Origin of the sequence: Glycocaulis albus (genome assembly GCF_014639075.1) — a bacterium.
GTDB classification, from domain to species: Bacteria; Pseudomonadota; Alphaproteobacteria; order Caulobacterales; family Maricaulaceae; genus Glycocaulis; species Glycocaulis albus.
The window spans coordinates 24,090-49,983 of record NZ_BMFS01000014.1; the positions used below are offsets into that span (position 1 = coordinate 24,090).

Annotated in this window: 23 protein-coding genes; 13 read left to right on the forward strand and 10 right to left on the reverse strand. The window is 63.9% G+C overall.

Translation table 11 applies throughout. From position 1 onward, the window contains the following. Positions 1-4: 4 nt before the first annotated feature. A complete protein-coding gene (locus IEV75_RS12635) occupies positions 5-418 on the reverse strand; it encodes a DUF6491 family protein (protein ID WP_188452940.1) in 414 nt (137 codons plus the stop codon). Between the two features lie 68 nt (positions 419-486). Here IEV75_RS12635 and IEV75_RS12640 point away from each other — a divergent pair, with 68 nt between their 5' ends. From IEV75_RS12640 to spbR, 3 genes are all read left to right on the forward strand, one after another. Continuing rightward, complete coding sequence (locus tag IEV75_RS12640; protein ID WP_188452941.1) at positions 487-1,581, forward strand: NAD(P)/FAD-dependent oxidoreductase; 1,095 nt, start codon at positions 487-489, stop codon at positions 1,579-1,581. A gap of 66 nt (positions 1,582-1,647) precedes the next feature. Next, positions 1,648-2,478 carry a lysozyme family protein gene (locus tag IEV75_RS12645; protein WP_188452942.1) on the forward strand — a complete coding sequence of 277 codons (831 nt, stop codon included), beginning with the start codon at positions 1,648-1,650 and terminating at the stop codon, positions 2,476-2,478. A 90-nt stretch (positions 2,479-2,568) separates the two neighbouring features. Further along, positions 2,569-3,735: a SpbR family protein gene (gene spbR / locus IEV75_RS12650; RefSeq protein ID WP_188452943.1), complete on the forward strand. Its 1,167-nt coding sequence runs from the start codon at positions 2,569-2,571 to the stop codon at positions 3,733-3,735. 27 nt (positions 3,736-3,762) lie between these two features. On the opposite strand, the gene IEV75_RS12655 is transcribed toward spbR, so the two are convergent. The 3 genes from IEV75_RS12655 to IEV75_RS12665 form a co-directional block, all read right to left on the reverse strand. Then, positions 3,763-4,257 carry an Hpt domain-containing protein gene (locus IEV75_RS12655; RefSeq protein WP_188452944.1) on the reverse strand — a complete coding sequence of 165 codons (495 nt, stop codon included), beginning with the start codon at positions 4,255-4,257 and terminating at the stop codon, positions 3,763-3,765. Positions 4,258-4,281: 24 nt separating this feature from the next. Continuing rightward, positions 4,282-4,791 carry a response regulator gene (locus IEV75_RS12660; RefSeq protein WP_188452945.1) on the reverse strand — a complete coding sequence of 170 codons (510 nt, stop codon included), beginning with the start codon at positions 4,789-4,791 and terminating at the stop codon, positions 4,282-4,284. Between the two features lie 81 nt (positions 4,792-4,872). Next, on the reverse strand, positions 4,873-5,631 hold the full coding sequence (locus tag IEV75_RS12665) for an NAD kinase (protein WP_188452946.1): 759 nt from the start codon (positions 5,629-5,631) through the stop codon (positions 4,873-4,875). A 162-nt stretch (positions 5,632-5,793) separates the two neighbouring features. Between IEV75_RS12665 and egtB the strand changes: the two genes are divergently transcribed. The 6 genes from egtB to IEV75_RS12695 all read left to right on the forward strand — a co-directional run bounded on the left by egtB (position 5,794) and on the right by IEV75_RS12695 (position 13,783). Beyond that, positions 5,794-7,080: an ergothioneine biosynthesis protein EgtB gene (gene egtB, locus IEV75_RS12670; RefSeq protein WP_233351861.1), complete on the forward strand. Its 1,287-nt coding sequence runs from the start codon at positions 5,794-5,796 to the stop codon at positions 7,078-7,080. A gap of 17 nt (positions 7,081-7,097) precedes the next feature. After that, positions 7,098-7,718, forward strand: coding sequence for a YdeI/OmpD-associated family protein (locus IEV75_RS12675; protein WP_188452970.1), 621 nt, complete (start codon positions 7,098-7,100; stop codon positions 7,716-7,718). Positions 7,719-7,826: 108 nt separating this feature from the next. Next, positions 7,827-8,591: a class II aldolase/adducin family protein gene (locus IEV75_RS12680; protein WP_188452947.1), complete on the forward strand. Its 765-nt coding sequence runs from the start codon at positions 7,827-7,829 to the stop codon at positions 8,589-8,591. A 9-nt stretch (positions 8,592-8,600) separates the two neighbouring features. After that, positions 8,601-9,392, forward strand: coding sequence for a hypothetical protein (locus IEV75_RS12685; protein ID WP_188452948.1), 792 nt, complete (start codon positions 8,601-8,603; stop codon positions 9,390-9,392). Between the two features lie 126 nt (positions 9,393-9,518). After that, complete coding sequence (locus IEV75_RS12690; protein ID WP_233351863.1) at positions 9,519-10,646, forward strand: efflux RND transporter periplasmic adaptor subunit; 1,128 nt, start codon at positions 9,519-9,521, stop codon at positions 10,644-10,646. Beyond that, on the forward strand, positions 10,643-13,783 hold the full coding sequence (locus tag IEV75_RS12695) for an efflux RND transporter permease subunit (protein WP_188452950.1): 3,141 nt from the start codon (positions 10,643-10,645) through the stop codon (positions 13,781-13,783). The genes IEV75_RS12690 and IEV75_RS12695 overlap by 4 nt, the downstream gene beginning before the upstream one ends. A 9-nt stretch (positions 13,784-13,792) precedes the next feature. Here IEV75_RS12695 and IEV75_RS12700 read toward each other — a convergent pair whose 3' ends face one another. The 4 genes from IEV75_RS12700 to IEV75_RS12715 are packed head-to-tail and all read right to left on the reverse strand — an operon-like array spanning position 13,793 to position 17,548. Next, complete coding sequence (locus IEV75_RS12700) at positions 13,793-14,284, reverse strand: c-type cytochrome (protein WP_188452951.1); 492 nt, start codon at positions 14,282-14,284, stop codon at positions 13,793-13,795. Positions 14,285-14,343: 59 nt separating this feature from the next. Further along, positions 14,344-14,805 (reverse strand): PaaI family thioesterase, encoded by a 462-nt coding sequence (locus IEV75_RS12705; RefSeq protein ID WP_188452952.1) that lies wholly within the window; start codon positions 14,803-14,805, stop codon positions 14,344-14,346. Continuing rightward, positions 14,802-16,328, reverse strand: coding sequence for a class I adenylate-forming enzyme family protein (locus tag IEV75_RS12710; RefSeq protein ID WP_188452953.1), 1,527 nt, complete (start codon positions 16,326-16,328; stop codon positions 14,802-14,804). Before IEV75_RS12710 ends, IEV75_RS12705 begins: the two co-directional genes overlap by 4 nt. Then, positions 16,325-17,548 carry a thiolase family protein gene (locus IEV75_RS12715; RefSeq protein ID WP_188452954.1) on the reverse strand — a complete coding sequence of 408 codons (1,224 nt, stop codon included), beginning with the start codon at positions 17,546-17,548 and terminating at the stop codon, positions 16,325-16,327. Before IEV75_RS12715 ends, IEV75_RS12710 begins: the two co-directional genes overlap by 4 nt. Before the next feature lie 138 nt (positions 17,549-17,686). Between IEV75_RS12715 and paaN the strand changes: the two genes are divergently transcribed. Both paaN and IEV75_RS12725 read left to right on the forward strand, forming a co-directional pair. Beyond that, positions 17,687-19,372, forward strand: a complete 1,686-nt coding sequence (gene paaN / locus IEV75_RS12720; protein WP_188452955.1) for a phenylacetic acid degradation protein PaaN — start codon at positions 17,687-17,689, stop codon at positions 19,370-19,372. Between the two features lie 166 nt (positions 19,373-19,538). Further along, a complete protein-coding gene (locus tag IEV75_RS12725) occupies positions 19,539-21,746 on the forward strand; it encodes a TonB-dependent receptor (RefSeq protein ID WP_188452956.1) in 2,208 nt (735 codons plus the stop codon). 58 nt (positions 21,747-21,804) lie between these two features. Here IEV75_RS12725 and IEV75_RS12730 read toward each other — a convergent pair whose 3' ends face one another. Beyond that, positions 21,805-22,206: a DUF1801 domain-containing protein gene (locus IEV75_RS12730; RefSeq protein ID WP_188452957.1), complete on the reverse strand. Its 402-nt coding sequence runs from the start codon at positions 22,204-22,206 to the stop codon at positions 21,805-21,807. A 20-nt stretch (positions 22,207-22,226) separates the two neighbouring features. Continuing rightward, entirely contained in the window at positions 22,227-23,174 is a 948-nt protein-coding gene (locus IEV75_RS12735) for a winged helix-turn-helix transcriptional regulator (protein ID WP_188452958.1), read from the reverse strand. A gap of 164 nt (positions 23,175-23,338) precedes the next feature. On the opposite strand from IEV75_RS12735, the gene IEV75_RS12740 reads away from it, so the two are divergent. After that, a complete protein-coding gene (locus tag IEV75_RS12740) occupies positions 23,339-24,319 on the forward strand; it encodes an NAD(P)H-dependent flavin oxidoreductase (RefSeq protein ID WP_233351864.1) in 981 nt (326 codons plus the stop codon). Beyond that, positions 24,300-25,787 carry a carotenoid oxygenase family protein gene (locus IEV75_RS12745; RefSeq protein ID WP_217979500.1) on the forward strand — a complete coding sequence of 496 codons (1,488 nt, stop codon included), beginning with the start codon at positions 24,300-24,302 and terminating at the stop codon, positions 25,785-25,787. The genes IEV75_RS12740 and IEV75_RS12745 overlap by 20 nt, the downstream gene beginning before the upstream one ends. The last annotated feature ends 107 nt before the right edge of the window (positions 25,788-25,894 follow it).

Consider the following 25,894-nt stretch of genomic DNA (forward strand, 5'->3'; position numbering starts at 1 on the left):
GTTCTCAGCCCTCGTTCGCGTTGCGCTCGCGTTCTTCCACCAGAGCGCGGGCCGCGTCTTCGTCTTCGACTTCCTCTATGGATGCGATCCGGCAACGCCAGCCATCGTCAGGTATGACGAACTCGCTCATGGGCTGGCAGATGCGCTGATTGCCCCTGATGGAGGTGGCAATTTCCACCCCGAAATTCAGCCCCGCGCACCGCGTGGCCGTTGTAACCAGGAAAAAGCTGCTGGCGCCCGAACGCAGGATGAGGTGCCGGTCGTCAATGACCGAATAGCCGCTGATATTGCCGACATAGACGCATCGGTCCGATTGCGCGCTTCCGCCGGCCATCGCTGTGCCGGACAGGGTGATTGCCGCGCCGGCAGCCGCTATAGCTGCGCCAATGCGGGAGATGGCTCCGAGTTTCACCGTCATGGTAACGCGAACCTTTCCTGTCTGCCTTGTTCCCGCCTCGAACCAGAGGTTCGTCAAGCGAGGGTGATATGCGTAACGACGCTCCACGCGTGTGCATCATCGGTGCCGGGGCAGCCGGGCTAGCACTGGCGTATGCGCTGTCATTGCGCGGAATTAATACCGTTATTTGTGACGCTGGTAAGGCAGGACAAGGCGCTTTGTCGGCATCTGCGGGCATGATCGCTCCGGGGGCCGAGCTCTGGGAGGGGCGCCAGCGGGCGCATCCTCTATCGGGAGCGTTTGGGGTTCTGGCGCGCCGGAGCGCTTCGCTCTGGCCCGGCTGGGCGCGCCAGCTACAGGCTGAAACGGGCGTGGATATCGGCTATCGCCGGTGCGGAGCGCTGCTGCCCGGCTCGCCTGGCATCGTGGACTGGCTGGCCGGGCACGGTGTGCAAGCGCGCCTTCTCCGCGCGGAGCAGGCCAGCGCACATATTCCCGGCCTTGTCATGCCGCAGGGTGCTGCCTTTCTGCCCGGCGAGGCGCAAGTATCCGCGCCCTTGCTTGCCTCGGCGCTGATCGCGGCGATCACTGCGCGCGGCGGCATCATGCGTGAGCAGTCGCGTGTGGTAGCGCTGCATCGCCAGGGCGATGCCTGGCATGTCCGGCTGGCATCCGGCGATGTGATTGAGGCCGATTTCGTGGCGCTGGCTGCCGGTTGGGCCGCCACAGAGCTGCATCCCGCCGCGGCGGACATCTACCCGGTCAAGGGGCAGGCACTCATCGTGGATGCAGGCGCGCCGCTGGACTGGCCAATTCTGCGCGGCGGCGACGTATATCTGGCCGCCAAGCCCGGCGGACGCCTGCTGATCGGTGCCAGTGTGGAGCCGGGCAGAAGCGATGCCGGCACGGAACCGGACATGGCCAGAGAGCTGATCGCACGCGCGGCGCGTCATGTGCCGCAGATTGCCTCCATGGCACCGCTATCACATTGGGCGGGTGTGCGGCCTGCCTTGCCGGGCCTGATGCCGCGGGCGGGTCTGGCTGAGCCCGGCCTCGTGGTGTCGCTCGGAGCTTACCGGCATGGAGTCATGCTGGCCCCCGTGCTGGCCGAAGGCCTTGCCGCGCTGATCGCCGGGGGCAGGCTGGACGACGACATCGTCCCCTTCGCGCCGGATTACGGTTAACGAAGGCTTATCCTCCGGCAGGTGAGATAGGGTGCAAGCGATTCTTTTTCGGAGCGTCCCGTTCTCATGCCCGACCGCATTGGTAATGTCCTCGCAGGCCAGTTGCAGAACACGTTCTCGCCCTCGCGTCTGATTTCGGACGCGGCCAGCGCCACGGGTGCGAATTTCGACTTTCTGATGCGCACGGCGGCCAGGGAAAGCAATTTCGACGCAGGCGCGCGCGCCAGCACGTCCAGCGCATCAGGCATGTTCCAGTTTATCGAGCAGACCTGGCTTGCCATGGTGGCCCGCCATGGCGAGCGGCATGGCTATGGCGACATGGCATCGTCGGTCCGCCAGGACGGCAACCGGTTTGTGGTCGATGACCCTGCGCGCCGCCAGGAAATTCTCGACATGCGCTTTGACCCGCGCGCAGCCAGCCTGATGGCTGGTGAGCTGACGGCGGAAAACGCTGCTATCCTGCGTTCCGCCACTGGCCGCGAGCCGACAACCGGCGAGCTTTACGCCGCCCACTTCCTCGGTGCATCGCGCGCCGCGCGCCTGATCGAGACGGCTCACACAAATCCCGACATGCGTGCCGATGCGCTGTTTCCCGATGCGGCATCAGCCAACCGGCGCGTGTTCTTTGACGGCGCGCGGCCGCGCAGCGCGTCTGAGCTCCTGTCATTCCTCACCCGCGAGCGTCCGGTCGCCAATGTGCCCGATACGGTCGCGGCGCCTCGCATGGTGGCCGAGGCCCAGCCGGGTGCCAGCTTGCAGAGGGTGCGGGAAAACCTGCGGGCGGGCGTGTCCGGATACGCGACAGGCGGTGCGCCGGGTGCCGTATTGTCGCCGGCGGTAATGGAAATCCTGAACACGCTGGATATGCCGCTGCGCAGCCGCGGGCGGCGCTCCTGACGGCTGGCTGGTGTGCAGCAATAACCCGTTAAGATTTCGGGCGCACGCTTGTGTGTGCCGGGTGTGCGTGTTGTCTGGGAGTTTGAGGCCATGAGTGTACAGGCTTTGAGAGCGCGGCTCACCCGCGAGGATGTCGCCCGGCTTGCCAGCGCGCAGGACGATGAGGGCAGGGCGCTAGCCGCACGCAAGATCTGCGCGCGCATATCCATGCCCGGCCTCACACAAAGCGAGCGTCAGGCAGCCAACGCCATCCTTGAAGTTCTCGCCGGCGATGCCGCCGAGATTGTGCGGCGGGCCTTGTCGGTTACGTTGGCCCGCTCCCCGAACCTTCCGCGCGATGTCGCCCGCAAGCTCGCCGCCGATATCGATTCCATTGCCGTTCCCGTTATCGCCGGATCTCCCTCGCTGACCGAGGACGACCTCACCGAAATTGTCCGCTCCGGCACGGTCATACGGCAGCTCGCGATTGCCGGGCGCGCCGAAGTGCCCGGAAAGGTCGTGCGGGAGCTGGTCATGCGCGGTGCTGACCCGGCGGTGCAACGTGTAATCGCCAATGACGGCGCGCATTTCGATGCCGGTTGCTACGCACTGACTTTCGAGCGCTACCGGGATCAGCCTGCCATGCTCGAGCACTTCGTAGAGCGTGCCAGCTTGCCGATGGAAGTCACTGAAAAACTTATCAATGTGATTTCCGAGGCAGCTGTGGAACGCCTGGTGTCGCGCCATGCGCTCCCGCCGCAACTGGCCGTGGAGCTGGCGGAGGCGACACGCGAACGGGCGACAGTCGATCTGGTCGAGCAGGCAGGCCTGAGTCCGGACCCGCGCCGGTTCGTCCAGCAATTGCAGATGAATGGGCGGCTCACGCCCTCACTGATCCTGCGGGCGCTGTTCCGCGGTCATATGAGCTTTTTCGAACATTGCATGGCCGAGCTGGCTGGTATTCCGCACGCCAAGGCCTGGCTGCTGATACACGATGCCGGGCCTCTGGGGCTGGATGCTGTCTTTGAACGCTCAGGCCTGCCACGCCGGATTCTGCCGGCGGTCCGGGCATCGGTCGCCGCCTATCACTCGCTGGAAATGGGCGGGCAGGGGCCAGCTGATGTGATGAAGTTCCGCGCGGCGCTGACCCAGCGCATCTTCACCCAGTTTCAGGGCGCGCCGGAGGCGGATCTGGAATACTGCATGTCGCGGCTTGAGGCCGATATGCACGCTATCAACGAGGATGTGCCCGCCGGCGCGGCGCGCCAGGCAGGCTGATCGCGATAGCCGGGATGCGGCGCCGGCTCAGGCCGGCGCGCCGACCAGCGCGATAACCCGCGTTTCCAGCTCTTCGGCCAGTGTACGGCCAACCGCATGTTCGTCCGTGCGGATATTCTGACGCAGGGCTGCGCGGATGGCGCCGACATGGGCTTCCACAAGCTGTACCGGCACAAGCTCGCGCTTCTCGCCGGTTTCCACCAGGCGTGAGAGGGATGCTGCCATGCGGGTGACCAGCGGAAACTCGTAGGTCGCGCCAAGGCCGCGCAGATCATGCGCGACGGTGAACAGCTCGTCGCCGGCCTCGCTGGTCAGGCCTTGCGCCTGCACCTTGGCCAGCGCGGCTTCCAGCTTGTCGACCTCTTCGGCCAGCCAGTCGGAGAACTCTTCCTTCATTTCGGCGAGTGCCGCCTCGGCGCGCGCAATGGCGGCCGGGTCGGCTGGCGCAATGCGCCCGCCCACTTTGACTTTCAGCATGTTGGGCGGATTGATGATCTCTATGGGTCGCTCGCGTTGCGTCATGGCCTTGTCCCTTCCCCTTATATCCTAGAGTGCCGCGTCTTCGCGACGTTCCGGCCCTTCATACTCATTGTTCAGACGCCGCCTGTCGGGTCCGAAAAATACCTTGGTGCGCACGAACGGGCGCGGGCGGTTCACGATGACCTGCAGGCGCTTGTAGAGCTGCTCGGCCGAAAACGGCTTGACGAGGAACTCGGTAACTCCGGCGTCCCGCGCTTCGCGGACCCGCGAGGGTTCGGCATAAGCGGTCAGCATTACGATGGGGATGAAGGGATTGCTGCTCTTTTCAGGGTTGCGCAAATGCCGGACCAGAGCCAGCCCGTCCACCGGCGCCATCTTCCAGTCCGTGATGATTACGTCGATCTGTTCGACAGACAAGATACTCAGCGCGCGCTTGGCGTCGGCCGCCTCGAATACATTGTCGCAGCCAAACGCACCCAGAACGGCGCGAACCAGCCCGCGCATGGCCGCGTTGTCATCGACCAGCAGCACGCGCAGTTTGGTAAAGGCGATGTCGGCAGGAAGTTCGCCAGCCAAAACGCAACCTCGTTTGCAGTGTCCCCCAGTTTGGAGGCAAACACTACGCGGCACTTGCTTAATATCCGGCTAAGCTGCGGTTTAAGACGTGAATTGCTCGAGAATGATGCGCTCATCCAGTGCCCGGCCGGCATCGAACAGCATGGTCAGCGTCACATCGCCCGCCTCGGCTATTGTGACAGAACTGACATCGCGAAACTCGCGATTGTCTGCCACCGCTGCGACCGGACGGCGAACCGGCTCTATCACGTCGAATTTCACGGTGCTGGAATGGCTCAGCAGCGCGCCGCGCCAGCGGCGTGGCCGGAACGCGCTGATAGGGGTCAGCGCCAGCAGGCTCGCATCGATCGGCAGGATCGGCCCGTGCGCAGAGAAATTATAGGCTGTTGAACCGGCAGGGGTGGAGACGAGCACGCCATCGGCCGCCAGCTCTTCCATGCGCTCCACCCCGTCGATGAATATGCGGACCTTGGCCGTCTGCCGTGTCTGGCGCAGCAGCGAAACCTCGTTGATCGCCAGGGATTCGAAGGACTCGCCGGACACGCTCGTGCCCATGGCCCGCAAGGGGTGAATGATCGCCTTCTCGGCGGCCTGAAGATGCGCTGGCAGGTCGTCGTGAACAGGATCGTTCATCAGGAAGCCGACAGAGCCGAAATTCATCCCGTAAACCGGGATGTTGTGGCCCATGACCGCATGCAGCGCGTCCAGCATGCAGCCATCTCCGCCCAGCGCGACAACACAGTCGGCCTCCACAAGCGGGCAATCGCCATAGCGTTTGACCAGCGCATTGCGCGCGCTGAGCGCATCGGGCCGGTCGGCGGCGTGAAAGGCCAGGCGCATGGGGAAAATCCGTAAACGAGGCAAGCGGAGATTCCCATTCAAGCGGTGCCCGTGAAGCCGTGCAAGGGGCGAAAGCGCCGATGGAACGTCCGGCGCACCTTTCCGTAACCCTTCCGGGTATGCCAGACTTGATTCAGACAGCAGACGAAAAGCGGACCCGCTATGGCTACTGAAACCGCAATCATGGTGCCTGACGATCCGGGGCATGCGATGCGCGCCCGTCTCGTCGAGCGGTTTCACCGGCTGCGTTCGCGGTCCACCGCCCTGACATCGCGCCTGTCGGATGAGGATATGGGCGCCCAGACCATGGAGGACGTGTCCCCGTCCAAATGGCATCTGGCTCACACCAGCTGGTTTTGGGAAACCTTCCTGCTGGAGCCGTACCTGCCCGGGTATGAGGCCTTCGACCCGCGTTTCGGCTATCTGTTCAATTCCTATTACGAGGCGTTGGGCGAGCGTCAGCCGCGCGCAGCGCGTGGCCACATCACGCGTCCGGGCGTTGCCCATGTCATGGCTTACCGCGCACACGTCGATGGCGCGATGGAGCGTCTGATCGCGGCCTGTGACGACGCCGTGCTGGGCCAGATCGCGGCTCTGATTGAAACCGGCATCGCCCATGAGGAGCAACATCAGGAACTGATCCTGACCGACATCAAGCATGTCCTGAGCGTCAATCCTTTCGGGGAGGCTTATGGCAAGGCGGAGCCGCCGTCCGTCCAGCCAGGCCCGGTTGCGGGCTGGATCGAATGTACAGGCGGGCTGGACGAATTTGGCGCCGATGGCGGCGGCTTTTTCTTCGACAATGAAGGCCCGCGCCACAAGGCCTGGCTGGGTCCGTTTGCGCTGTCCACCCATTGCGTCACGAACGCACAATACGCCGAATTTATCGCAGATGGCGGATATGAGGCCGCCGGCCTGTGGCTGTCCGATGGCTGGGCGCGTATTCAGGCACAAGGCAGGCTCTGCCCGCTCTACTGGCGCGGCGCCCCGGGCGAATGGCGTGAATTCACCCTGCACGGCGAACGCGAACTGGATCCTTCGGCGCCGGTCAGTCATCTCGACTATTTCGAGGCCAGTGCCTTTGCCGAGTGGACGGGCTACCGCCTGCCGGAGGAGCGTGAATGGGAGCTGGCCGCGCGCCAGCATGACCCGCAGGCAACCCGCGCCATGGCGCCTGATGGATGGCTGCATCCGTCTGCTGCTGATCAGGGCAGCCTGTTTGGCGGCGTATGGCAATGGACGCGCTCTGCCTACGCCCCCTATCCGGGCTATCGCGCACAAGGCGGCGCGCTGGGCGAATACAATGGCAAGTTCATGTGCGGCCAGTTCGTGCTGAAGGGCGGGTCTGCCCTCACCCCGCCCGGTCATGTGCGCGCCAGCTACCGCAACTTCTTCCCGCCCCAGGCACAGTGGCAGATGACGGGGCTGCGGCTGGCGAAGGATGTGTGAGCATGCCGGTCCGCGCGATGATTGCCGACGCCGCGGACTACTTCGCCAAGGGGTGCGGGCGCTGCGAGCGGTTTGCCACGCCGGAGTGTTCCACCCGCCAGTGGATTGACGGGCTGGAGGCTTTGCGCCGGCTGTGCCTTGAAGCTGGACTGACCGAAACCGCCAAATGGGGCCATCCCTGCTATATGCACGCTGGCCGCAATATCGCGATCATCGGTGCCTTTCGTGGCGATTTCCGGCTCAGTTTCTTCAACGCGGCCCTGATGAAGGATCCCGAAGGCGTGTTGCGCAAAAGCGGGCCCAACTGCCGGCATGCTGACATGATTGGCTTCACCAGCACCGCCGGGGTGACCCGGCTGGAGCCGGTGCTCCGGGCCTATCTCGCCGAAGCGATGGCGTATGCCGATGCTGGCATCAAGCCGGTCCATGAGGAGGCGGAAATCGAATCGCCCGATGAACTTGCCGAGGCGCTCGACCACGACCCTGTGCTTGCAGAGGCGTTTCACGCGCTGACACCGGGGCGGCAGAAAAGCTATGTGATCAATATCGGTTCGGCCAAGGCCCCGGCCACCCGGCAGGCGCGTATTGAGAAGTTCCGCCCGAAAATACTGGCGGGCAAGGGCGCGATGGAGCGCTGAACGGGGCGGGCGCGGCGGACTTGATTTGACGTGCGCCGGTCTGCGCGCAATTCTTGACCAGACGATCAGCGAAAGGCCCGCCGGGCGGGTCCGCACGGGAGACATGTCATGGATGACCGCGCCCAGCTTTCCATAAAGGATCAGGTTTCAGCCGAGGAATGGAAGGCGCGCTGCGACCTCGCCGCGCTCTACCGTCTGATCTTCATGCATGGCTGGGATGATCTTTTCTTCACCCACATTTCCATGCGCGTGCCGGGGCCGGAGGAGTATTTCCTCTTGAACCCGTTCGGCCTGCTGTTTGAGGACGTCACCGCCTCCAACCTCGTCAAGGTGGACCTTGAGGGCAATGTCCTGCCGCCCAGCCAATACGGCATCAATCCGGCAGGTTTCACCATCCATTCGGCAATCCATCATGCCCGGCCCGATGTGAAGGTGATCATGCACCTGCATACCGATCAGGGCGTTGCCGTATCGGCGCAGAAGCGCGGCCTTCTGCCGATCTCGCAAAGCGCGATGACGGTGATGAAGGATGTCGCCTATCACGGTTATGAGGGCATCGCGCTGGAAGAGGACGAGAAAGAACGTCTGGTAGCCGACCTTGGCGCGAAGAATCTGATGATCCTCAATAATCACGGCACGCTGACTTGCGGCGATCATCCCTTCTCCTGCTATGTGCGCATGTACATGCTGGAGCGCGCCTGCAAGATGCAGACGCTGGCACAGGGCGCTGAACTGGTCGAATGGGGCAAGGACATGCAGGACCGGGTCTATGCCCAGGGCGAGCAGGCCTTCACCAACGAATTCTTCAAGGAAATTGCGTGGGCCGCGCTGCGCGGCCGGGTCGACAGGCAGTCCCCGGGGTATGACGCGTAGGTCTGGCTGATGAGAGGCGGCGCATGGGCGTTGGCCGCCTGCGCGCCCGTGCTGCTGGCGGCCCTGCCGTCTGAAGCGCGCGCCGGTGCCTGGACCCAGAAGCGCGGCGAGGGCATCCTGCTGACCGGCTATTCCTCGCACTGGTTGACTGCTCCGGGCGGCACCGAACTGCGTAAATCCGAAGTCAGCTTTTATGCCGAATATGGCGTGCTCGACCGGCTGACGCTGGTCGGACGCATTGCTGTGCAGTCGCTCGGAGAGACGCGGGCCGCCCCCGATGAAGTGGCGGACAGCGCCTTCAGCAATGCGCTGATAGCCGTTGGCGGCACCGAGGCCGGCGTGCGGCTGAAACTTCTGGAAAGGGGCGCCTGGGTCGTCTCCGCGCAGCTTTCGCGTACGTTTGAAGCCAGTGGTGAAAACCGGAACAATCAGCGCTTTGGCACAGGCGGCGGCGATGTCGAGACGCGCCTGCTCGCCGGACGCGCATTTGGCCGGGACGGATTTGCCGATATCCAGATCGCCCGCCGGTCCCTGTCCGAAAGAGGCGGCGAAGAGTGGCGTTTCGATACCGCGCTGGGTGTGCCGGTGTCACCGCGCTGGCGTATTCTCACGGAAACATTTTCGGTGCACGCCGGGCGCCAGCCGGGTGCGCTTGCCTATTCCGGCCATCGCGCCCAGATCAGCGCCGTGTATGACGCGCCGGCCGGGTTTTCGGTCTCGGCGGGTCTTCTAGGAACGCTTCACACCGACAATTCGGCACGCGAGCGGGCGGCCTTTGTCCGCCTGTGGCGGCGGTTCTAGCGTCCGCCAGGGCCGCTGCCGCGCGAGCGGCCATGTGCTCATCACGGCGAATTCATTTTGCTTTTTGTGACCGGCGACGCATATCGCTACGCAAAAGAAAATAGTGAGACCGCCATGCGCCGCGCCATGTTTTTGATCATTGTTGCCATCGTATTTGCCGGCATGGCCGCGGCTGTGGTCGTGCGGGCCGTATCGCAGAACACGGGCGGCGCCGGTCAGATGCGCGGCATGGCGACGCCGGTTGCCCTGTACGAGGTCGAGACGCGCAGCTTTGCCGACATTGTCGAGGCGTTGGGTACCGCCAATGCCAATGAGTCGGTGCTTGTCACCGCCAAAATCTCCGACACCATCTCGCGCATCCACTTTGACTCTGGTCAGCAGGTGGCCGCTGGCGACATTCTCGTCGAGTTGCGTGATGCCGAGGAGGTGGCTGGCCTGTCCGAGGCGCGCGCCTCGCTGCGCGAAGCGCAGCAGGAGCTGGAGCGTATCCGGGATCTTACCGAACGTGGTGTCGCGCCGCGTTCGCGCCTTGATGAAATCCAGGCAAATGCGGAGCGCGCCCGCGCCCGCGTAGCAGCGCTGGAGGCCCGCGTGGCTGACCGGCTCATCCGCGCCCCGTTTGACGGTGTCGTGGGGCTGAGGGCCGTGAGCCTGGGCCAGCTTGTGCGCCCCGGAGACACGATTGCGCAGCTTGATGATACGAGCATCATCAAGCTGGACTTCACCTTGCCGGAGCGTTTCCTCGCCACGGTATCGGCCGGTATGGAAATTGTCGCCCTCACATCGGCCTTTCCCGGTGAAGAGTTCACAGGTCAGATCACCCAGATCGACAGCCGCATTGATCCGGCCACACGCGCCGTGACCGTGCGTGCGGAAATCGACAATGCGGACGGGCGGTTGCGGCCAGGTCTTCTGATGACGGTGCAGGTCCGGCGTGATCCGCGCACACGGCCTTCCGTGCCGGAAACCGCCATTACACGGCTTCGTGACCAGGTGTTCGTCTATACCGTGGCACAGGACGAGGCAGGCCAGTATGCCGTACAGCGCGAAATTCGCGTCGGCGCCCGTTCGGACGGCTTTCTGGAAGTGCTGGACGGCCTTGAAGCCGGCACGGTCATCGTGCGTCAGGGCGTTCACCGCATACGCGATGGCGCGCGCATTTCGCCGCGTGACGCCGTCCAGGGCCCCCGGACGGCGGACAACGCGGTCGCCGCCGCGGCCGCTGGCACCTCTGCCGGGAGCGCAAATCCATGACTCTGTCTGATATCGCCGTCCGCCGCCCGGTTATCGCCTTTGTAGCCAGCGCGCTGATTGTGGTTTTCGGGGTTCTGGGCATACGCGACCTGCCGCTTCGCGAACTGCCCGATGTCGACCAGCCGGTCGTGTCGGTTCGGGCAGACTTTCCTGGTGCCAATGCCGAGGTGATGGAAAATCAGGTCACGCAGCCCATTGAAGGCGCGCTGGGCGGAATTGAGGGGGTCGATACGATCCGCTCCAGTTCCGAAGATGGCGAGTCGCGGATATCGATCACCTTCCGCCTCGGCCGTGATCTTGAAGCGGCCGCCAACGATGTGCGTGAGGCGGTATCGCGCGCCCGCCGGCAACTGCCGCCGGATGTCGAGGAGGTGATTGTCACCAAGCAGGATTCCGACGCCCGTCCCTTCCTCTGGTACAACCTCCTGTCGGAATCGATGACGGCAGAAGAGCTGACCGACTATGCCGACCGCTTCCTGGTTGACCGGTTCTCTGTCATTGACGGCATTTCCCAGGTGCAGATCGGCGGCCAGCGCCGCTATGCGATGCGCATCTGGCTGGACCCGCAGGCCATGGCCGCCCGCCAGCTTACCGTGGCAGATATCGAAAACGCGCTGCGTGCAGAGAATGTGGAACTGCCCGGCGGGTCCCTTGAAACAACCTCCAGCCAGCTGGTTGTCCGCGTCGAGCGCCTGTTTGCCACCGAAGACAGCTTCCGCCGCCTGCCGATCACGCGCGGTGACGGCCACATTGTCCGGCTTGGCGAGATCGCCGATGTAGAGCTTGCAGCCGAACAGGAACGCGCCCTGTTCCGGGGCAATGGCCAGAACATGATCGGCATCGGCTTCATCCGGCAGAGCCGGTCGAACGCTGTCGCGGTGGCCGACGCGATACGCGCCGAAGCGGACCGTGTGAGCCCGCAACTGCCCGAAGGCATGCAGCTGCTCAACGCGTCCGATGATACCGTTTTCATCCGGGAATCGATCAACGAGGTCTGGCGCACGCTGGCGGTTGCCGCCACGCTTGTGGTGCTGGTGATCTACCTGTTCCTCGGCAGCTTCCGTGCTGCGGTTATCCCGGCTGCGGTGGTGCCGGTCTGCCTGATCGGCGTGTTTGCCGTACTGGCGGCTTTCGGCTTCTCCATCAACATTCTGACCCTTCTCGCGCTGGTGCTCGCCATCGGGCTGGTGGTCGACGATTCCATCGTGGTTATGGAGAATATCCAGCGCCGGGTCGATCTGGGCGAGCCGCCGAAGCTGGCTTCGCTTCAGGGCGCCCGCCAGGTATTCTTTGCCGTCATCGCTACCACGGCAACGCTGGTGGCCGTGTTCGTGCCGCTGGTGGTATTGCCCGGCCTGATCGGACGGATCTTTACCGAGCTCGCCGTCGCGATTACCGGCGCTGTGGTGCTGTCCAGCTTTGTGGCGCTGACCCTGTCGCCGATGATGAGCTCGAAGCTGGTCCGGCCAAGCGAGGGCGTGCGCGGGCCGGCGCGCTGGGTGGACAAGGGCGTCACAAGGCTGCGCAACGCCTACAAGGAGTCGCTCGACGTCGTCCTGTCGCTTCCCTGGCTGATCATTCCCTTTGTTGTGGCAGCCGTAGGCGGGTCGGTGTTCCTGTTCAGCCAGTTGCCCAGCGAACTGACACCGCCCGAGGACCGCGGCAATTTCTTCAGCCGGTTCAGCGCCGCGGACGGGGCGAGCTTTGAATACACCGCCGAACAGGCCGACATCATCGAAGACATTCTCATGGAGTATGTCGAAGCGGGCGAGCTGCGCCGCGTGCTGGTGGTCGTGCCCGGCTTTGGCGGCGGCTCGGATTTCTCCAGCGGGATCGTGGTCGGCACGATGACCCCATGGGGCGAACGCCGCCCGGGCATGGAGATCGTCAACGAGGTCAATCAGCGCCTTGGCCAGCTGACCGGCGTGCGGGCCTTTGCCTCCATGCGGTCGTCGCTGGGCGGTGGCGGTGGCGGCGGGGATGATATCCAGATCGTCCTGCAAGGCTCGGACTACGACCTCATCGACCGTGAGGCCGACCGGCTGATCGCGACGCTCGAGGAAACCAATCCCAATCTTCTGCGGGCCCGCAAGGACTATGAGCCTACCTCGCCGCGCCTGGTGGTGGATATCGACCGGGAACGGGCCGCAGCGCTTGGTGTGTCGGTGTCGGACATTGGCCGCACCCTGCAGACCCATCTGGGGTCACGGCGCATGGGCCAGTTCATCGACCGGGGTGAAGCCTATAACGTGATCGCGGAAAACCGCCGCGAACAGCGCTCCAGCCAGTCTGATCTGGAAATGCTCTATGTGCGCGGTGGCGCAGGCGAGCTGATCCCGCTGTCAAACCTGATATCCCTGCGCGAGACCGGCGAAGCGCAGGAACGCAACCGCTTTAACCGGCAGCGCTCCATCACCGTGTCGGCGACGCTGGCCGATGGCTACACGCTGGGTGAGGCGATCGACTGGCTGGACAGTTACTCCACCTCGCAACTGCCCGCCGACATGGCCACCGAGTACGTCGGCAGCGCGCGCGAATTTCTCGAATCCAACAATGCAATGCTGTTCGCATTCGCCATGGCATTGCTGATCGTGTTCCTGGTTCTGGCAGCGCAGTTTGAAAGCTTCATCCAGCCGCTGGTCATCATGCTGACCGTCCCGCTCGCGGTCGCCGGCGGCCTGTTCGGCCTCTACATGGCGGGCTCCTCACTGAACATCTATTCCCAGATCGGATTGATCATTCTGGTGGGGCTGGCCGCCAAGAACGGCATTCTCATCGTGGAATTTGCCAATCAGCTGCGCGAGGAAGGCATGAGCGTCGCAGAGGCGACACTCGAGGCCGCAGCCACACGATTCCGCCCCATCCTGATGACCGGCATCTCGACGGCCATTGGCGCCTTCCCGCTGGTCATGGCCTACGGTCCGGGCTCTGAGAGCCGTATCACCATCGGTGTGGTCATCTTCACCGGTGTGATGGTTGCAACCCTGTTCACGCTCTTCGTGGTGCCCACCGCCTATGCCGTATTCGGCAAGTACACCAAGACACCCAACTGGGTATCGCGTCAGCTGGAGAAAGAGGCCCGCCAGGCCGGCCAGAGCCTTGGGGGCACCGATACGATCCAGCAACCGGCGGAGTAGGCAGCGGCGCTAGCGCGCCGTTTCCACGGCCAGAAAGGCGATCAGGTCGTTGCGGTCGCTCTCGTCGCGCAGGCCCGCAAAGCTCATGCGATTGCCGGGAAGGTAGGTGCGGGGGTTGGCCAGCCACTGGTCCAGCTCGGCCTTGGTCCACACAAAGTCGGCCTGTTCGAGCGCGCGCGAGAACCGGAAGCCCTCTGCCTCGCCAACCTGCCGCCCGAACATGCCATGCAGGTTCGGGCCTACCAGATGACGGTCATCCGCACCCAGCGTGTGGCACGAGGCACAGCGCCGGAACAGCCGGCGGCCATTATCGAGATTTGCCGATGCGTAAGGCTCGCCAAGGCCGGACAGGATCGCTTGGGCCTCATCGGCCGTGGCCGTTGTTTCGGGCGCGCCGCCGTGGGTTTGCGGTTGCGGCGACGGGGTTGCGCTGTCGCTCTCCCCGCACGCCGCGAGAATCAGGGTCAACACCACAGAGGTCAGAACTGCCTTACGGGTCATGGTCGGCCATCTCCTGCGTCACTGTCACCGCCCAGACCTAGCGCCGGTTTCGAGCGCTATCAATCGGCAGCGGGGGCGGATGGCTGCGTCACGTTTTCACGCCGCGCTGTCAGAATGAACAGGAACTCGCCTTCCAGCGTTATGCCGCCCTGCCGGTTGGTGATGCGGGCGTGGGTGGTTGCCTTGCGGCCTGTCCGCCCGGTGACTTCAGCGTATGCGAGCGCAGGCCCGTCTTCAGGCGCAAAAGGGCGCCGGTACTGCAGGCTTGCAGTCGCTGTCACAAAGACCTCGCCGGGTCCGCACAGCGTATTGGTGGCCAGCCCTGCCACCTGATCAAGCCAGCCGGCGCTGGCCCCGCCATGCACCGCGTTATTCAGGTTCAGCCAGTGTTTCGCGACGGGAATTTCCAGCCTCGCCCGGCCGTCACCCAGCTCGATCACGCGTGCGTTCAGCAGCCCCCAGAAGCGTGCCTGGGCCTCGTGGCTGCCAAAATGATCCATCAGGCGGTCAGGCAAAGTCATTGGCTGTTGCTGCGCTCGTCGGTCTGCGGCGGGTACACGACACTGCGTACGCTGGAGCGTGTGACCTTGCCAACAGGATTGCGGGGCAGGCGCGCCAGAAGGTGGATGGCCTTGGGCGTCTTTACAGGCCCCAGAAGCTCTCGCGCCAGCAGTACAAGCTGGCTGGTATCGAGGCTATGTCCCCTCAAGGGTGTAACGGCCGCCTCCAGGCGCTCCCCCCACTGAGGATCAGGCACGGCAAACGCGCATGCCTCATCGACGCCCGGCAAGGTCAGCAGCGCAGCCTCAACTTCTGCAGGGTGGATGTTGTAACCGCCCGAGATCAGCATGTCGCTCGCCCGGCCGGTGATGAACAGATAGCCCTCACGATCAAGATGCCCCAGATCTCCGGTATGCAGCCAGCCGCCGCGCAGCGTGTCTCTGGTGCGCGAGACATCGTCGAGATAGCCGTCCATCAGGAGCGGTCCCTTCACGGTAATCTCGCCTGTCTGGCCTGGGCGAAGTGCCTCCCCCTCGCTTCCGGTGATCGCGATTTCGCATAACCGCCCCGCCTTGCCGACCGAGTTGGAGAGCCGTGGATCTGCCAGTTCGGATTCGGTGATCGCGGCGATGGTCATGGGCGCTTCGGTCTGCCCGTAAAGACCGGCAATGCGCGCTCCGAAAGACCGCTGGGCCCTCAGCAGCTGGTCTGCGGGCATGGGCGCGGCGCCATAGATGATGCGCCGGAGCGCTGGCGCTTCAATCGGCCTGTCCACCAGCGCACACAGCCGCATGATCAGCGTCGGGGCCATGAAGCTCTCCGTCACGGCTTCGTCGCGCAGCAGCCGCAGGATGAGGTTGGGCTCGGCCTTGTGCAGCAATACCAGCCTGCCGCCACGCGCCAGCGTGGGCAGCACAAAGTGTGACGCGCCATGCGTAAGGGGCGAGCAGGCCAGAAAGACCGGCTTGGTCTGCGCTCCGAAACGCTCTTCCATATTGATGATGTTGGCCATTACTGACCGGTTGGACTGGATCACGCCCTTGGGCTCGCCCGTCGAGCCGCCAGTGAACTTGACAGCCATTGTGTCTTCGGGCTTGCGCACCAGCGGTTCGAAACCGGGCGCCGGCGCCAGGTTTTCCGGTATGGTTTCCACGCCCTCCGCCAGCGGAGCGAGTATCCGTGCCTCGTCGGGCCCGGCAAGGATTAGGTCGGGTTTCGCCTTCCCAATGGCTGCAGCATTGAGCTGCGGCCCGTTGCTGGGGTTCAGCGGCACCCAGACCAGTCCTGCTGACTGGATCGCCAGATACGCCGCGACGTGGTCGATCGTGTTGGGGGCAGATAGCGCAATGCGTGCGCCAGGCGCAAAGCGGCTCGCCAGATGCGCAGCCAGGCTGCGCACACGCTGGGAAAGCGCATAAAAGCCGATCCGCCCGATCAGGCGTCCTTCGGCATCATACTCGCAGGCTGCGCCGTGATCGGGGAATCGGCGCGCAGCCTCCCAGAACAGGCTGACCGGATGGGTGGAAAGCGTTGGCTGTATCATCGCGTCAGCACCGTCACCAAGGTCACGGCCTCCTCGACGCCGAGAAACCCGCCCCCATTCTCACACACGCCGGCGCGGGCGTTTTCGACCTGCATGTTGCCGGCTTCCCCCCGTAGCTGCGCGCACATTTCCGCGATCTGGACAATGCCGGTTGCCCCCACCGGATGGCCCTTGGCGACAAGCCCTCCGCCGGCATTGACCGGAATGCGGCCGCCGCGCGCCGTCGCGCCCGAGGCGGTAAAGGCGCCACCTTGTCCGCGCGGGCACAGGCCAAGATTTTCGATCTGCAGGATTTCGGCAAAGCTTGTCGCGTCATGCACCTCAGCGATGTGCATATCGGCAGGGCCAAGCCCGGATGCCTCCCACGCCATGTCCGCCGCCCGCTTGCCCAGATGGCGGTCCCAGTCAGTGATGAGCCGCCCGCGGGCTGTCGTCCAGCCTGTTCCGGCCAGTTTTACCGCGCGGGCATTACCCTTCGCGGCGCAGGCCGATTGCAGCACGATGGCCGCTGCCCCGTCGCTGACCGGCGCGCACATGGCGCGGGTGAGGGGCCAGATTACCGCCTTGTCGGCCAGCACGTCCTCCGGCGTGAAGGGTGTGCGGTATTGCGCATTCGGGTTTGAGGCAGCGTGGGTGTGGTTCTTGGCAGCGGCGATCGCCAATTGCTGGCGCGTCGTGCCGAAAGCCTCCATATGGGCGCGCGCGATCCCGGCATAGATGTCCATGAAGAAGCTGCGCGGTGCTTCCGGGGCGTCTGGCGGTATCAGCTCGGCCCCAAGGGCTGCCATCGTGCTCGCTGTTTCATCTATGCGTTCGATATCGGTGCCGCCCCGGAAGGCCGCCATCACCTGATCGGTCCGGTCAGGGAAAACCATCTTCTCCGCGCCAACGGCGAGAACTGTCTCAGCCTCGCCTGCGCGGATCATGGACGCACCCAGCGCCACGGCAGACGAGCCGGATGCACAGGCGTTTTCCACGTTGACGATCCTGATCCCTTCAATGCCAAGGGGGCTAAGCGCAATCTCGCCGCGTACGGCATTCTGGCCTTCCAGCATGGGCTGGCGGGTGTTCGAAAACAGGGCCGCCTCGATACGGTCCGGCGAGAGCCCGGCATCGGCAAGTGCTGCCATAACCGCCTCCCGGGTCAGATCCTTCACTGAACGTGCCGGATGCTTGCCGAGCGGGGTCATGGCTGCGCCGGTGATGTAAACACTGTCCATCAAACCACTGCCTTGAAGCGGGCGGTTGCCGGGTTGCCCTGTAACTTCGATAAAGATACTTTCTGCTCCGACGATACCGGCGCGTGCCGGTTATGCAATCATCTTGGTAAAAGAAATGTCCGCTCCGGAGGGATTTTCATGAGCGTTGCAGCCCGGCTCTACGATCAGCACCGCGAAACGCTGGACACGGCATTGAAGGCCGTCAGGATCCGCGACCACTGGAGCCCGTTCAGGGAATCGCCCAGCGCGAAACTGCATGGCGAGGAGGCACCCCGCCTTGGCAAGTCCCGCTTCGAGGCGCAGCTGGGCAAGCCGTTCGATCTCGAGCAGCCCGGAACCATCGGAACGGTCGGAGCTGAAGTGTCGCCCTATACCCGGGAGCCGCTGGGGATCACCTATCCCAAATCCGATCCGGCAGCCTTGTTTGCTGCGTCGCGCAAGGCGATGAGTGGCTGGACGAAGGCGAGCGTGGAGGAGCGCGCAGGCATCATCACCGAGATGCTGTTTGCGATGGAGCGCAACGCATTCGAGAACGCGCACGCTACCATGCATACGGCCGGGCAGGGCTATGTGATGGCATTTTCCGGCTCCGGCGCGAATGCGCTGGACCGCGGGCTGGAAGCGCTTGTCTACGCCATGAAAGCCATGCAGGACGTGCCTGAGACCGCCAGCTGGACCAAGCGCTTCCTTGAGCCGGAGCCCGTCAGCCTGAAAAAGCGTTATGTGCGTGTGCCGCTGGGTCCGGCGGTCGTCATTTGCTGTGCCACCTTCCCTTTGTGGAACGCCTACCCGGCGATGACCGCCAATCTGATGACCGGTAATCCCGTTATAGTGAAACCGCACCCTACCGGCGTGCTGCCGGTCGCCATGGCCGTGCGCACCTGCCGCGAGGTGCTGGAGAAGGCAGGCTACGATCCAAACCTTGTCCTGCTGGCGGCGGACGAGCCGATGGACCAGATCACGATCCGGCTGCTCGAGCAGCCTGATTGCCGGATCGTCGATTATACCGGTTCGCAGCGCTTCGGCACCTGGATCGAGAATAACTGCCCCGGGCGGCTGGTCTTCACCGAGACCGCGGGCTGCAACTCGGTCGTGATCCATTCGGCGAACGATTTTGGCCGCGTCGCCCACACGGTCGCGCGCGCCATGGTGACGTTTGCCGCCCAGATGTGCACCGCGCCGCAGAATGTCTTCATCCCGCGTTCCGGCGTGCAGACCCCGGACGGAATTATTGCCTATGACGACGCGGTGGAAACGCTGGTGTCTGCGATGGACAAAATCGCGGGCGACAACACGCTGGGGCCGGCCATCGCGGCTGCCGTGCAAGCCGATGCGACCATCGAGAATGTCGAGGCCATGACCCGCAAGGGCGAAGCGGAGGGCAATATCTTGCGCCGCTCCGGCCCGGTTTCGAACCCGGACTACCCGCAAGCCCGCACCGCCAGCCCCGTCCTGATCGAGTGCGATCCGGCCAATGAGGATTTCTATGGCGAGGAGCGCTTCGGCCCGGTCAGCTTCGTGATTCCCGTCGACAGCGCGCAGGAGGGTGTGCGTCTGGCCACCTCGCAGGCGCGAACGCGCGGTGCCATCGCCTCCTATCTCTATTCCACCGACGAGAGCTTCATCGACGCCGCCGAGCCAGACTATCTGGGCGCCGGGGCCTCGGTCAGCATCAATATAGACCGGGGCATGCCGATGAATTTCATGGGCGCCTATTCGGATTATCACGTCACCGGGCTCAATCCGGCGGGCAATGCCAGCCTGACCGACCTTGCCTTCGTCGCGCCGCGCTTCCGTGTCGTGCAGATGCGCAGGCCCGGCTGAGGCAAGCCGCGTTCTTTGCGCCACACTCCGGGCCAACATGACGGTTTCTTTAAAAAAGTGACCTTGAGTTAGTTCGTTTATTGAAGTTATGGTGTGCCTGATACGGTGAGGCGGGCGATTCCACCTGTCTTTACCGGAATCCAAGAGAAGTTCAGGGGAGGTTCGAATGAACAGATCAAAAGCGTGGCTGCGCCTGTCTGTCGGTGCGATGGCACTGACGGGCGCGCTGGCCTCGGCCGGCACCGCGATTGCGCAGTCCGCCGAAATCATCACCGTGACGGCCCAGCGCCGCGAACAGTCCGTGCAGGACGTGCCGGTCGCCGTGACCGCCTTCAGCGCTGCGGATTTGCGCGATTCGTCGATTGCCGGTGTCGAGGGCATTGCCGAGCGCACGCCCGGCTTCACCATGACGCGGTTCAATATCGGTGAGCCGCAGCTCTATATCCGGGGCATCGGTTCCACGTCCGACTCGGCAGCGGGTGATCCCTCTGTCGCGGTATCCATCGACGAGGTCTATATCGGCCGGGCCGGTGGCGGCGCCCTCAGCTTCTTCGACATCGAGCGTGTCGAGGTGCTGCGCGGTCCGCAAGGCACGCTCTATGGCCGCAACGCGGCTGGCGGCGCGGTGAACATCATCTCGGCCCGCCCGGATGCCACGCAATCCTTTGGCGAGTTCACCTTCGGCTATGGCGACTATAATGACCGTCTGGTCAGCGCCGTGCTGAACGGCCCGCTCGGTGATCAGGGCGCCGCCGGACGCCTGGCTTTCCTCTACCAGGCCAATGACGGCTACTCTGAAAGCGTGCCGTCGGGTGCTGACCTGGGCGGTTCCAGCACCTGGGGCGTGCGCGGTTCGATCAGCTGGGATGCCGGCAATTGGAGCTTCCTGGCTCAGGCCGACTATGCCTCGGACGAAACCGACGGGCAGGCCCGCGTTCCGGTGCTCGGCCCGAACACCAACCCGGCCTTTGTGGGCCTGATCGGCGCCATCCGGGCCGGGCTCGACGAGCGTCAGAGCTTCTCCGATCCGGATACCTTCCAGGAGCGTGACAGCTGGGGCGTGCTTTTCCGCGCCGACACCACTCTGGGCGACATGGATTTCACCTCGCTGACCTCCTATCGGGGCCTCGAATTTTCCTGGTTTGATGATCTGGGCGGCCTTCCGGTTCCGCCGTATGTATTGCGCGTGGAAGACGTCAACCAGGACGAGGCCTGGCAGTTCACGCAGGAATTCCGCCTGTCACGCACGCTCGATAATGGCGCGTTCTGGGTGGCCGGGCTCTACCTCTTCCACGAGGAAGTGGACCGCAACGAAAATTTCGTCGTGGATGCCCGCGCACCGCTGCCCGCCATTGCGTCGGGTGACGTGACCTTCTTCCAGGAAGCCACGAACCAGTCTGCCGCCGTGTTTGCCCAGCTCACCATGCCGCTGGCCGATACGCTGAATCTGACTGTAGGTGGCCGGCTTACCTACGACTCCAAGGAGATATTCGCCCGCGGCGTCGACAATGCGACACCGGGCGGACCTTTCCCGGGTATCCCGCTTGGCCCGCCTCCGGGTGTCGCCTATCCCAATGGCGCTTCGGGCAGCGAAAGCTGGACCGAGCCGACCTGGCGGCTGGCGCTGGACTGGCAGGCATCGGACAATGTGATGCTCTATGCGTCCTATGACCGCGGCTACAAGTCCGGCCTCTATCCCAGCCAGGCACAAAGCGCCGCGCAGGCAACCACTGCGCTTGATCCGGAAATTCTCGACAATTTCGAGATCGGGATGAAATCGACCTTCGCCGAAGGCCGGGGCATCTTCAATCTGGCGGCGTTCTACACCGACTATCAAAGCCTGCAGGTTTATGAGCTGTTGGGCCTTGCCCTGTCGACCTCGAACGCGGATGCGGAAATCCGTGGCGTGGAGGCGGAATTCGCCTTCCAGGCCAATGAGTATTTCGAGTTCGGCGGCTCCTACGCCTATCTCGATGCCCAGTACACCTCCGATGCGGTCTCCAATCTCGGCGTGCTGCCCTATAACGGCAACCAGCTGACCCGTTCACCGGAGCATCAGTACAATGTCTATGCGGCACTGGAGCTTCCCATAGCGTCCGGTACGGCGCGTGCGCGCGTCGACTATAACTGGACGGGTGACTACTATTTCGACCCGTCCAACGCGCCGGAAACGCTGGTGGAATCCTATGGCACGGTCGATGCCCGGCTGAGCTGGGGACCGGACGATGCCAACTGGGATATCTCGCTGTGGGGCCGCAACCTCACCGACGAGCTCTATCCCAGCCATATCATCAAGAACCTCGATATCGGGTTCACGGTGTTCGCGCCGCCGCGCACCTTCGGCGCGCAGTTCCGTATGCGTCTGGGCGGATAGTCTTTCGGGGACAGACGTAAGACGGGAAGGGCGGTGCCTCACGGTGCCGCCCTTTTTTTCAGACCAGCCGCTCCAGCCTGCCCTTGCGCCTGATCAGATTGCGGTAGTCCCATTGCACGGTACGTGCTTCGGCCAGCCAGCGGCGCAGGAGATCTTCGTCGATCTGCTCGGGCGCCGTGTAGCGCGCCTCCGCGGCCTTGAATGTGCCTTCGGGCTTCAGACCCGGCGTTTCAAAGGACTGCCCGCTCCAGAACAGCAGGCGCACGCAAGACTTCAGCTTGCTATAGCCGGTGACCGGATTGCCATCGAGGAACCAGACCGGGTGGGCATGCCAGATCTTGCTTTCCGCTTCCGGCAGCGCGTCGTCGATCACATGCCGGAGCGTGTCGCATATCGTCCGGTCAGCCTTGGACTGTGCGCCGTGATAGGCCTCTATGCTTTCAAATCGCGGGGCTTTCATGGGCGCCTCCTTGCCGTGTTCTACTGCGCGGCGCTGATAGCGGCGCGTTCGCTGGCCGAGAGGGCCGGCACCGGCCGCACGCTGCGCGCATCAATCTCCTCGCCGGTCACGGCGTTACGCAGAACCGGCAGCACGGTCTTTCCGGTCGTCTGGGAAACCAGTTCGACAGGCAGCTTGCCCGGCTCGCACAGCCAGCGTGCGCCCCAGGCGAAGAAGGCCAGCACAGTCGGGTAGAGGGCCAGTCCGCGCTGGGTGAGCACATATTCGAAGCGTTCAGGGCGTATCTGGTAGCGTTTGCGCGCAAGGATTCCGTGGGAAACCAGACTTTCGAGCCGGTCTGCCAGCACGCTGGTCGACACATCCAGCGTTTTCAGGAAATCGTCATAGCGCCGCACCCGGTAGAAGCACGCGGCCAGCACCAGATTGGTCCAGTAATCTCCGAACAGCTCTATCCCCAGCTCGATAGGCTTGCCGCTGGCGCGCATGGCGGGCTGGACTTTCCGGCGGCGCATCTCTTTCAGGGCGGGCGCCTTTCCGGGCACCGGCCCGGGCCTGGGCATGACGTCTCCCGGCAGGATGGGGGCCCCGCTGTCTTCACCGGCCATGATCGGTTCCACCGCGCCGCTGCCATCGCGCGCGACAAGCCTGATCGCGCGGGCCGGGTCAGAGCGCGGTGACCAGTCCTGCTCCCAGAGGATAAGCATGATCGCGACGCCATAAAGGTCGCGTCCCATTGCGGTCAGAACGTACTCGTAGCGGTCTGGCCGCGTCTGATACTGGCGGCGGGAAAGCAACCCGGCATCGGTCAACGTCTTCAACCGCCGGGCCAGTACCGAGCGGGCGATGGCCAGCCGTTCCATCCAGTCATCAAACCGGCGCGCACCCCGGAACGCCTCACGCAGGATCAGCATGGTCCACGCCTCTCCCACCACGTCCATGGCGTGGGAGACGGGGTTGTTCTGAATCATCTGCTTGAGACGGGAGTCCATGCGCCCACTAGAGCCGATGGATTTACAATACGCAAACACCCTTGCGGGGGTTGAGGCAGTCCGCGAAACCCGCTAGAGTTAGTTTCGCTAACAAAGTGACCATGTCCGCTCAGACCGCAACATCAACCAGAAAAGGCCGACGCTTGAACCGCTTGCCCGATACGATCACACGCCGCTTGCGCCTGCCACTGGTAGCTGCGCCGATGTTTCTGGTGTCCGGGCCGGACATGGTGCTCGCGGCGTGCCGCGCGGGAGTCATTGGGTCGTTTCCCGGCCCGAATTGCCGCACGATCGAGGATGTTGAAGTCTGGATGAAGACGATCAGCGAGGCGCTGACCGATGAGGATGCGCCCTGGGCCTACAACATGGTCTGCCATTCCTCTTATCCGCGCTTTGATGCGGAGCTGGAGCTGGTCCGGAAATATCAGCCGCCGATTGTCATCACGGCGCTTGGCGGCCCGCACCGCGTCGTCGAGGCGGTGCATGCCTATGGCGGGCTGGTGTTTGCCGATGTGAACTCGGTGGAATTTGCCGCAAAGGCGGCAGCGACGGGCGTGGACGGGCTCGTGCTGGTCTGCGCGGGGGCGGGCGGCCACACAGGCGCCGTCGCCAACGTGGCCTTCATCGAGGCGGTCCGCCAGTTTTTCGACGGCATCATTGCCGTTGCTGGCGGCATCTCCACAGGACGCGGCATCCGCGCCGCCGAGGCGATGGGGGCGGACCTTGCCTATATCGGCACCGCCTTCATCCCGGCTGAAGAGAGCCTCGCGCACCCCGACTACAAGGACATGGTGGTGCGCTCGGGCGCGTCCGACATTGTGGTGTCGGCCTCGGTTACAGGCGTCCCGGCAAGCTGGCTGAAAGAGAGCCTGAAACGCTCCGGGCTGGACCCGGAAAACCTGCCCGGAAAGGGCAGGGTGCAGTTTGATGATCCCTCCAGGATCCTGAAAGGCTGGAAGGATGTCTGGTCTGCCGGTCAGGGGGTCGGAGCGGTGAATGCCGTCGAGCCGCTGGGCGCAATCGTAGCCCGGCTGGCCCGCGAATACGGTTTGCATGAACAAGGGCCGTCCATGGCCCGTCCTCATCTGGAAAGGAGTGCTCGTGATGAACGCCCCGGTGCATGAGTCCGATAACGGTATGGAGCGCGACGCGCCTTCATGGCTGGCCAATATAGATAACGCCTATTTGCGCGGCCTGTACGCGCCGGTCGCCCATGAAACGACAGCCGAGGCGCTGAAGGTCATTGGCGAGATCCCGGCCGATCTGTGCGGCGCCTACATGCGCAATGGCCCCAACCAGGTCTATCAGCCCAAGTCCAAGCATCACTGGTTTGACGGTGACGGCATGGTCCACACCATCGCCTTCAAGGACGGCAAGGCGAGCTATCGCTCGCGCTTCGTGCGCACCGCGCATTTCAATGCCAATGCCGCCAGGGGGCAGGAGCAATGGCCGGGCTATATGGGCCATCCTGACCCCAACGCGCCTCCGGGGGCGGGTTCGGACGGCTGGCTGAAGGACTCCGGCAATACCGATCTCATCCTGCACAATGGCGAGGTGCTGGCGCTCTGGTATCAGGCGGGCGTGCCGGTACGCCTCGATCCGGCGACCGGCGAGACGCTCGGCGAGCAAACCTGGGGCGGGGCGCTGACCCGTCAGGTGTCGGCCCACGCCAAGACCGACCCGGTGACCGGCGAGCTCTTCTTCTTCGATTACAACACCAAGCCGCCCTACATGACCTATCATGTGGTGTCGCGTGAGGGTCAGATGATCCGTAACGTCCCCATCGATGTGCCGGGTCCGCGCCTGCCGCACGACATGGCGATGACGGAAAACTACGCGATCCTGCATGACCTGCCGTTGTTCTGGGATCCCGAGCTTCTGCCGCGCGGCATCCACAAGGTGACCTTCTACCCCGACATCCCGTCACGCTTCGGCGTCATCCCGAAATACGGGAAGGAAGGCGATGTGCGCTGGTTCGAGGCCGAGCCGTGCTACATCTACCATGTCACCAATTCCTGGGAGGAAGGCGACTGGATCATCATGGAGGGATGCCGGGTGACCGAGCCGTGCCCGGAATCCAAGCCCGGCCAGGGCATGTATTCGCGCATGATGGCCTTCCTCCTCCTGAAGGCACGCTTCCACCGCTGGAAGTTCAACCTGAAAACCGGTGAAACGCGCGAGGAATGGCTGGATGACCGCAATGCGGAATTCCCGACCGTGAACATGGATGTGACGGGCCGCAAGTCGCGCTATTCCTACCATGTCTCCATTCCGACAAACCGCGAGACGATGGTGTTTGACGGGCTGATCAAGTTCGACACGCAAACCGGCTCTTCACAAAGCCTGAAATTCAAGGATGGCTGGTACGGGTCCGAAAGCCCGTTCGCGCCCCGCCTGAACCCGAATGGCGACGAGGATGACGGCTATCTCATCACCTTCATCACCAACGAGGTAGACGGCCAGTCGGAGTGTCATATCATCGATGCAAAGGACATTGCGGCGGGGCCGGTGGCACGGGTCGTTCTGCCCTCGCGCGTGCCGGCAGGATTCCACTCGACATGGGTGCCGGGAAAAGAGATGGGCTGGGCCTGACAGGCCCGGGCCGGACACAAGACCATTGCCGTGCCTGAACGCGCCCGATGCCACGAGGCGCGGGGCAGGGCATCTTCGACTCTGACAATACAGGCCTGGGGAGGCAG

What these genes read in the sequence shown, in the direction of transcription:
- IEV75_RS12635 (WP_188452940.1), bottom strand. Translation starts at nt 418, where the DNA reads ATGACGGTGAAACTCGGAGCCATCTCCCGCATTGGCGCAGCTATAGCG.
- IEV75_RS12640 (WP_188452941.1), top strand. Translation starts at nt 487, where the DNA reads ATGCGTAACGACGCTCCACGCGTGTGCATCATCGGTGCCGGGGCAGCC.
- IEV75_RS12645 (WP_188452942.1), top strand. Translation starts at nt 1,648, where the DNA reads ATGCCCGACCGCATTGGTAATGTCCTCGCAGGCCAGTTGCAGAACACG.
- spbR (WP_188452943.1), top strand. Translation starts at nt 2,569, where the DNA reads ATGAGTGTACAGGCTTTGAGAGCGCGGCTCACCCGCGAGGATGTCGCC.
- IEV75_RS12655 (WP_188452944.1), bottom strand. Translation starts at nt 4,257, where the DNA reads ATGACGCAACGCGAGCGACCCATAGAGATCATCAATCCGCCCAACATG.
- IEV75_RS12665 (WP_188452946.1), bottom strand. Translation starts at nt 5,631, where the DNA reads ATGCGCCTGGCCTTTCACGCCGCCGACCGGCCCGATGCGCTCAGCGCG.
- egtB (WP_233351861.1), top strand. Translation starts at nt 5,794, where the DNA reads ATGGCTACTGAAACCGCAATCATGGTGCCTGACGATCCGGGGCATGCG.
- IEV75_RS12675 (WP_188452970.1), top strand. Translation starts at nt 7,098, where the DNA reads ATGATTGCCGACGCCGCGGACTACTTCGCCAAGGGGTGCGGGCGCTGC.
- IEV75_RS12680 (WP_188452947.1), top strand. Translation starts at nt 7,827, where the DNA reads ATGGATGACCGCGCCCAGCTTTCCATAAAGGATCAGGTTTCAGCCGAG.
- IEV75_RS12685 (WP_188452948.1), top strand. Translation starts at nt 8,601, where the DNA reads ATGAGAGGCGGCGCATGGGCGTTGGCCGCCTGCGCGCCCGTGCTGCTG.
- IEV75_RS12690 (WP_233351863.1), top strand. Translation starts at nt 9,519, where the DNA reads ATGTTTTTGATCATTGTTGCCATCGTATTTGCCGGCATGGCCGCGGCT.
- IEV75_RS12695 (WP_188452950.1), top strand. Translation starts at nt 10,643, where the DNA reads ATGACTCTGTCTGATATCGCCGTCCGCCGCCCGGTTATCGCCTTTGTA.
- IEV75_RS12700 (WP_188452951.1), bottom strand. Translation starts at nt 14,284, where the DNA reads ATGACCCGTAAGGCAGTTCTGACCTCTGTGGTGTTGACCCTGATTCTC.
- IEV75_RS12705 (WP_188452952.1), bottom strand. Translation starts at nt 14,805, where the DNA reads ATGACTTTGCCTGACCGCCTGATGGATCATTTTGGCAGCCACGAGGCC.
- IEV75_RS12710 (WP_188452953.1), bottom strand. Translation starts at nt 16,328, where the DNA reads ATGATACAGCCAACGCTTTCCACCCATCCGGTCAGCCTGTTCTGGGAG.
- IEV75_RS12715 (WP_188452954.1), bottom strand. Translation starts at nt 17,548, where the DNA reads ATGGACAGTGTTTACATCACCGGCGCAGCCATGACCCCGCTCGGCAAG.
- paaN (WP_188452955.1), top strand. Translation starts at nt 17,687, where the DNA reads ATGAGCGTTGCAGCCCGGCTCTACGATCAGCACCGCGAAACGCTGGAC.
- IEV75_RS12725 (WP_188452956.1), top strand. Translation starts at nt 19,539, where the DNA reads ATGAACAGATCAAAAGCGTGGCTGCGCCTGTCTGTCGGTGCGATGGCA.
- IEV75_RS12730 (WP_188452957.1), bottom strand. Translation starts at nt 22,206, where the DNA reads ATGAAAGCCCCGCGATTTGAAAGCATAGAGGCCTATCACGGCGCACAG.
- IEV75_RS12735 (WP_188452958.1), bottom strand. Translation starts at nt 23,174, where the DNA reads ATGATTCAGAACAACCCCGTCTCCCACGCCATGGACGTGGTGGGAGAG.
- IEV75_RS12745 (WP_217979500.1), top strand. Translation starts at nt 24,300, where the DNA reads ATGAACGCCCCGGTGCATGAGTCCGATAACGGTATGGAGCGCGACGCG.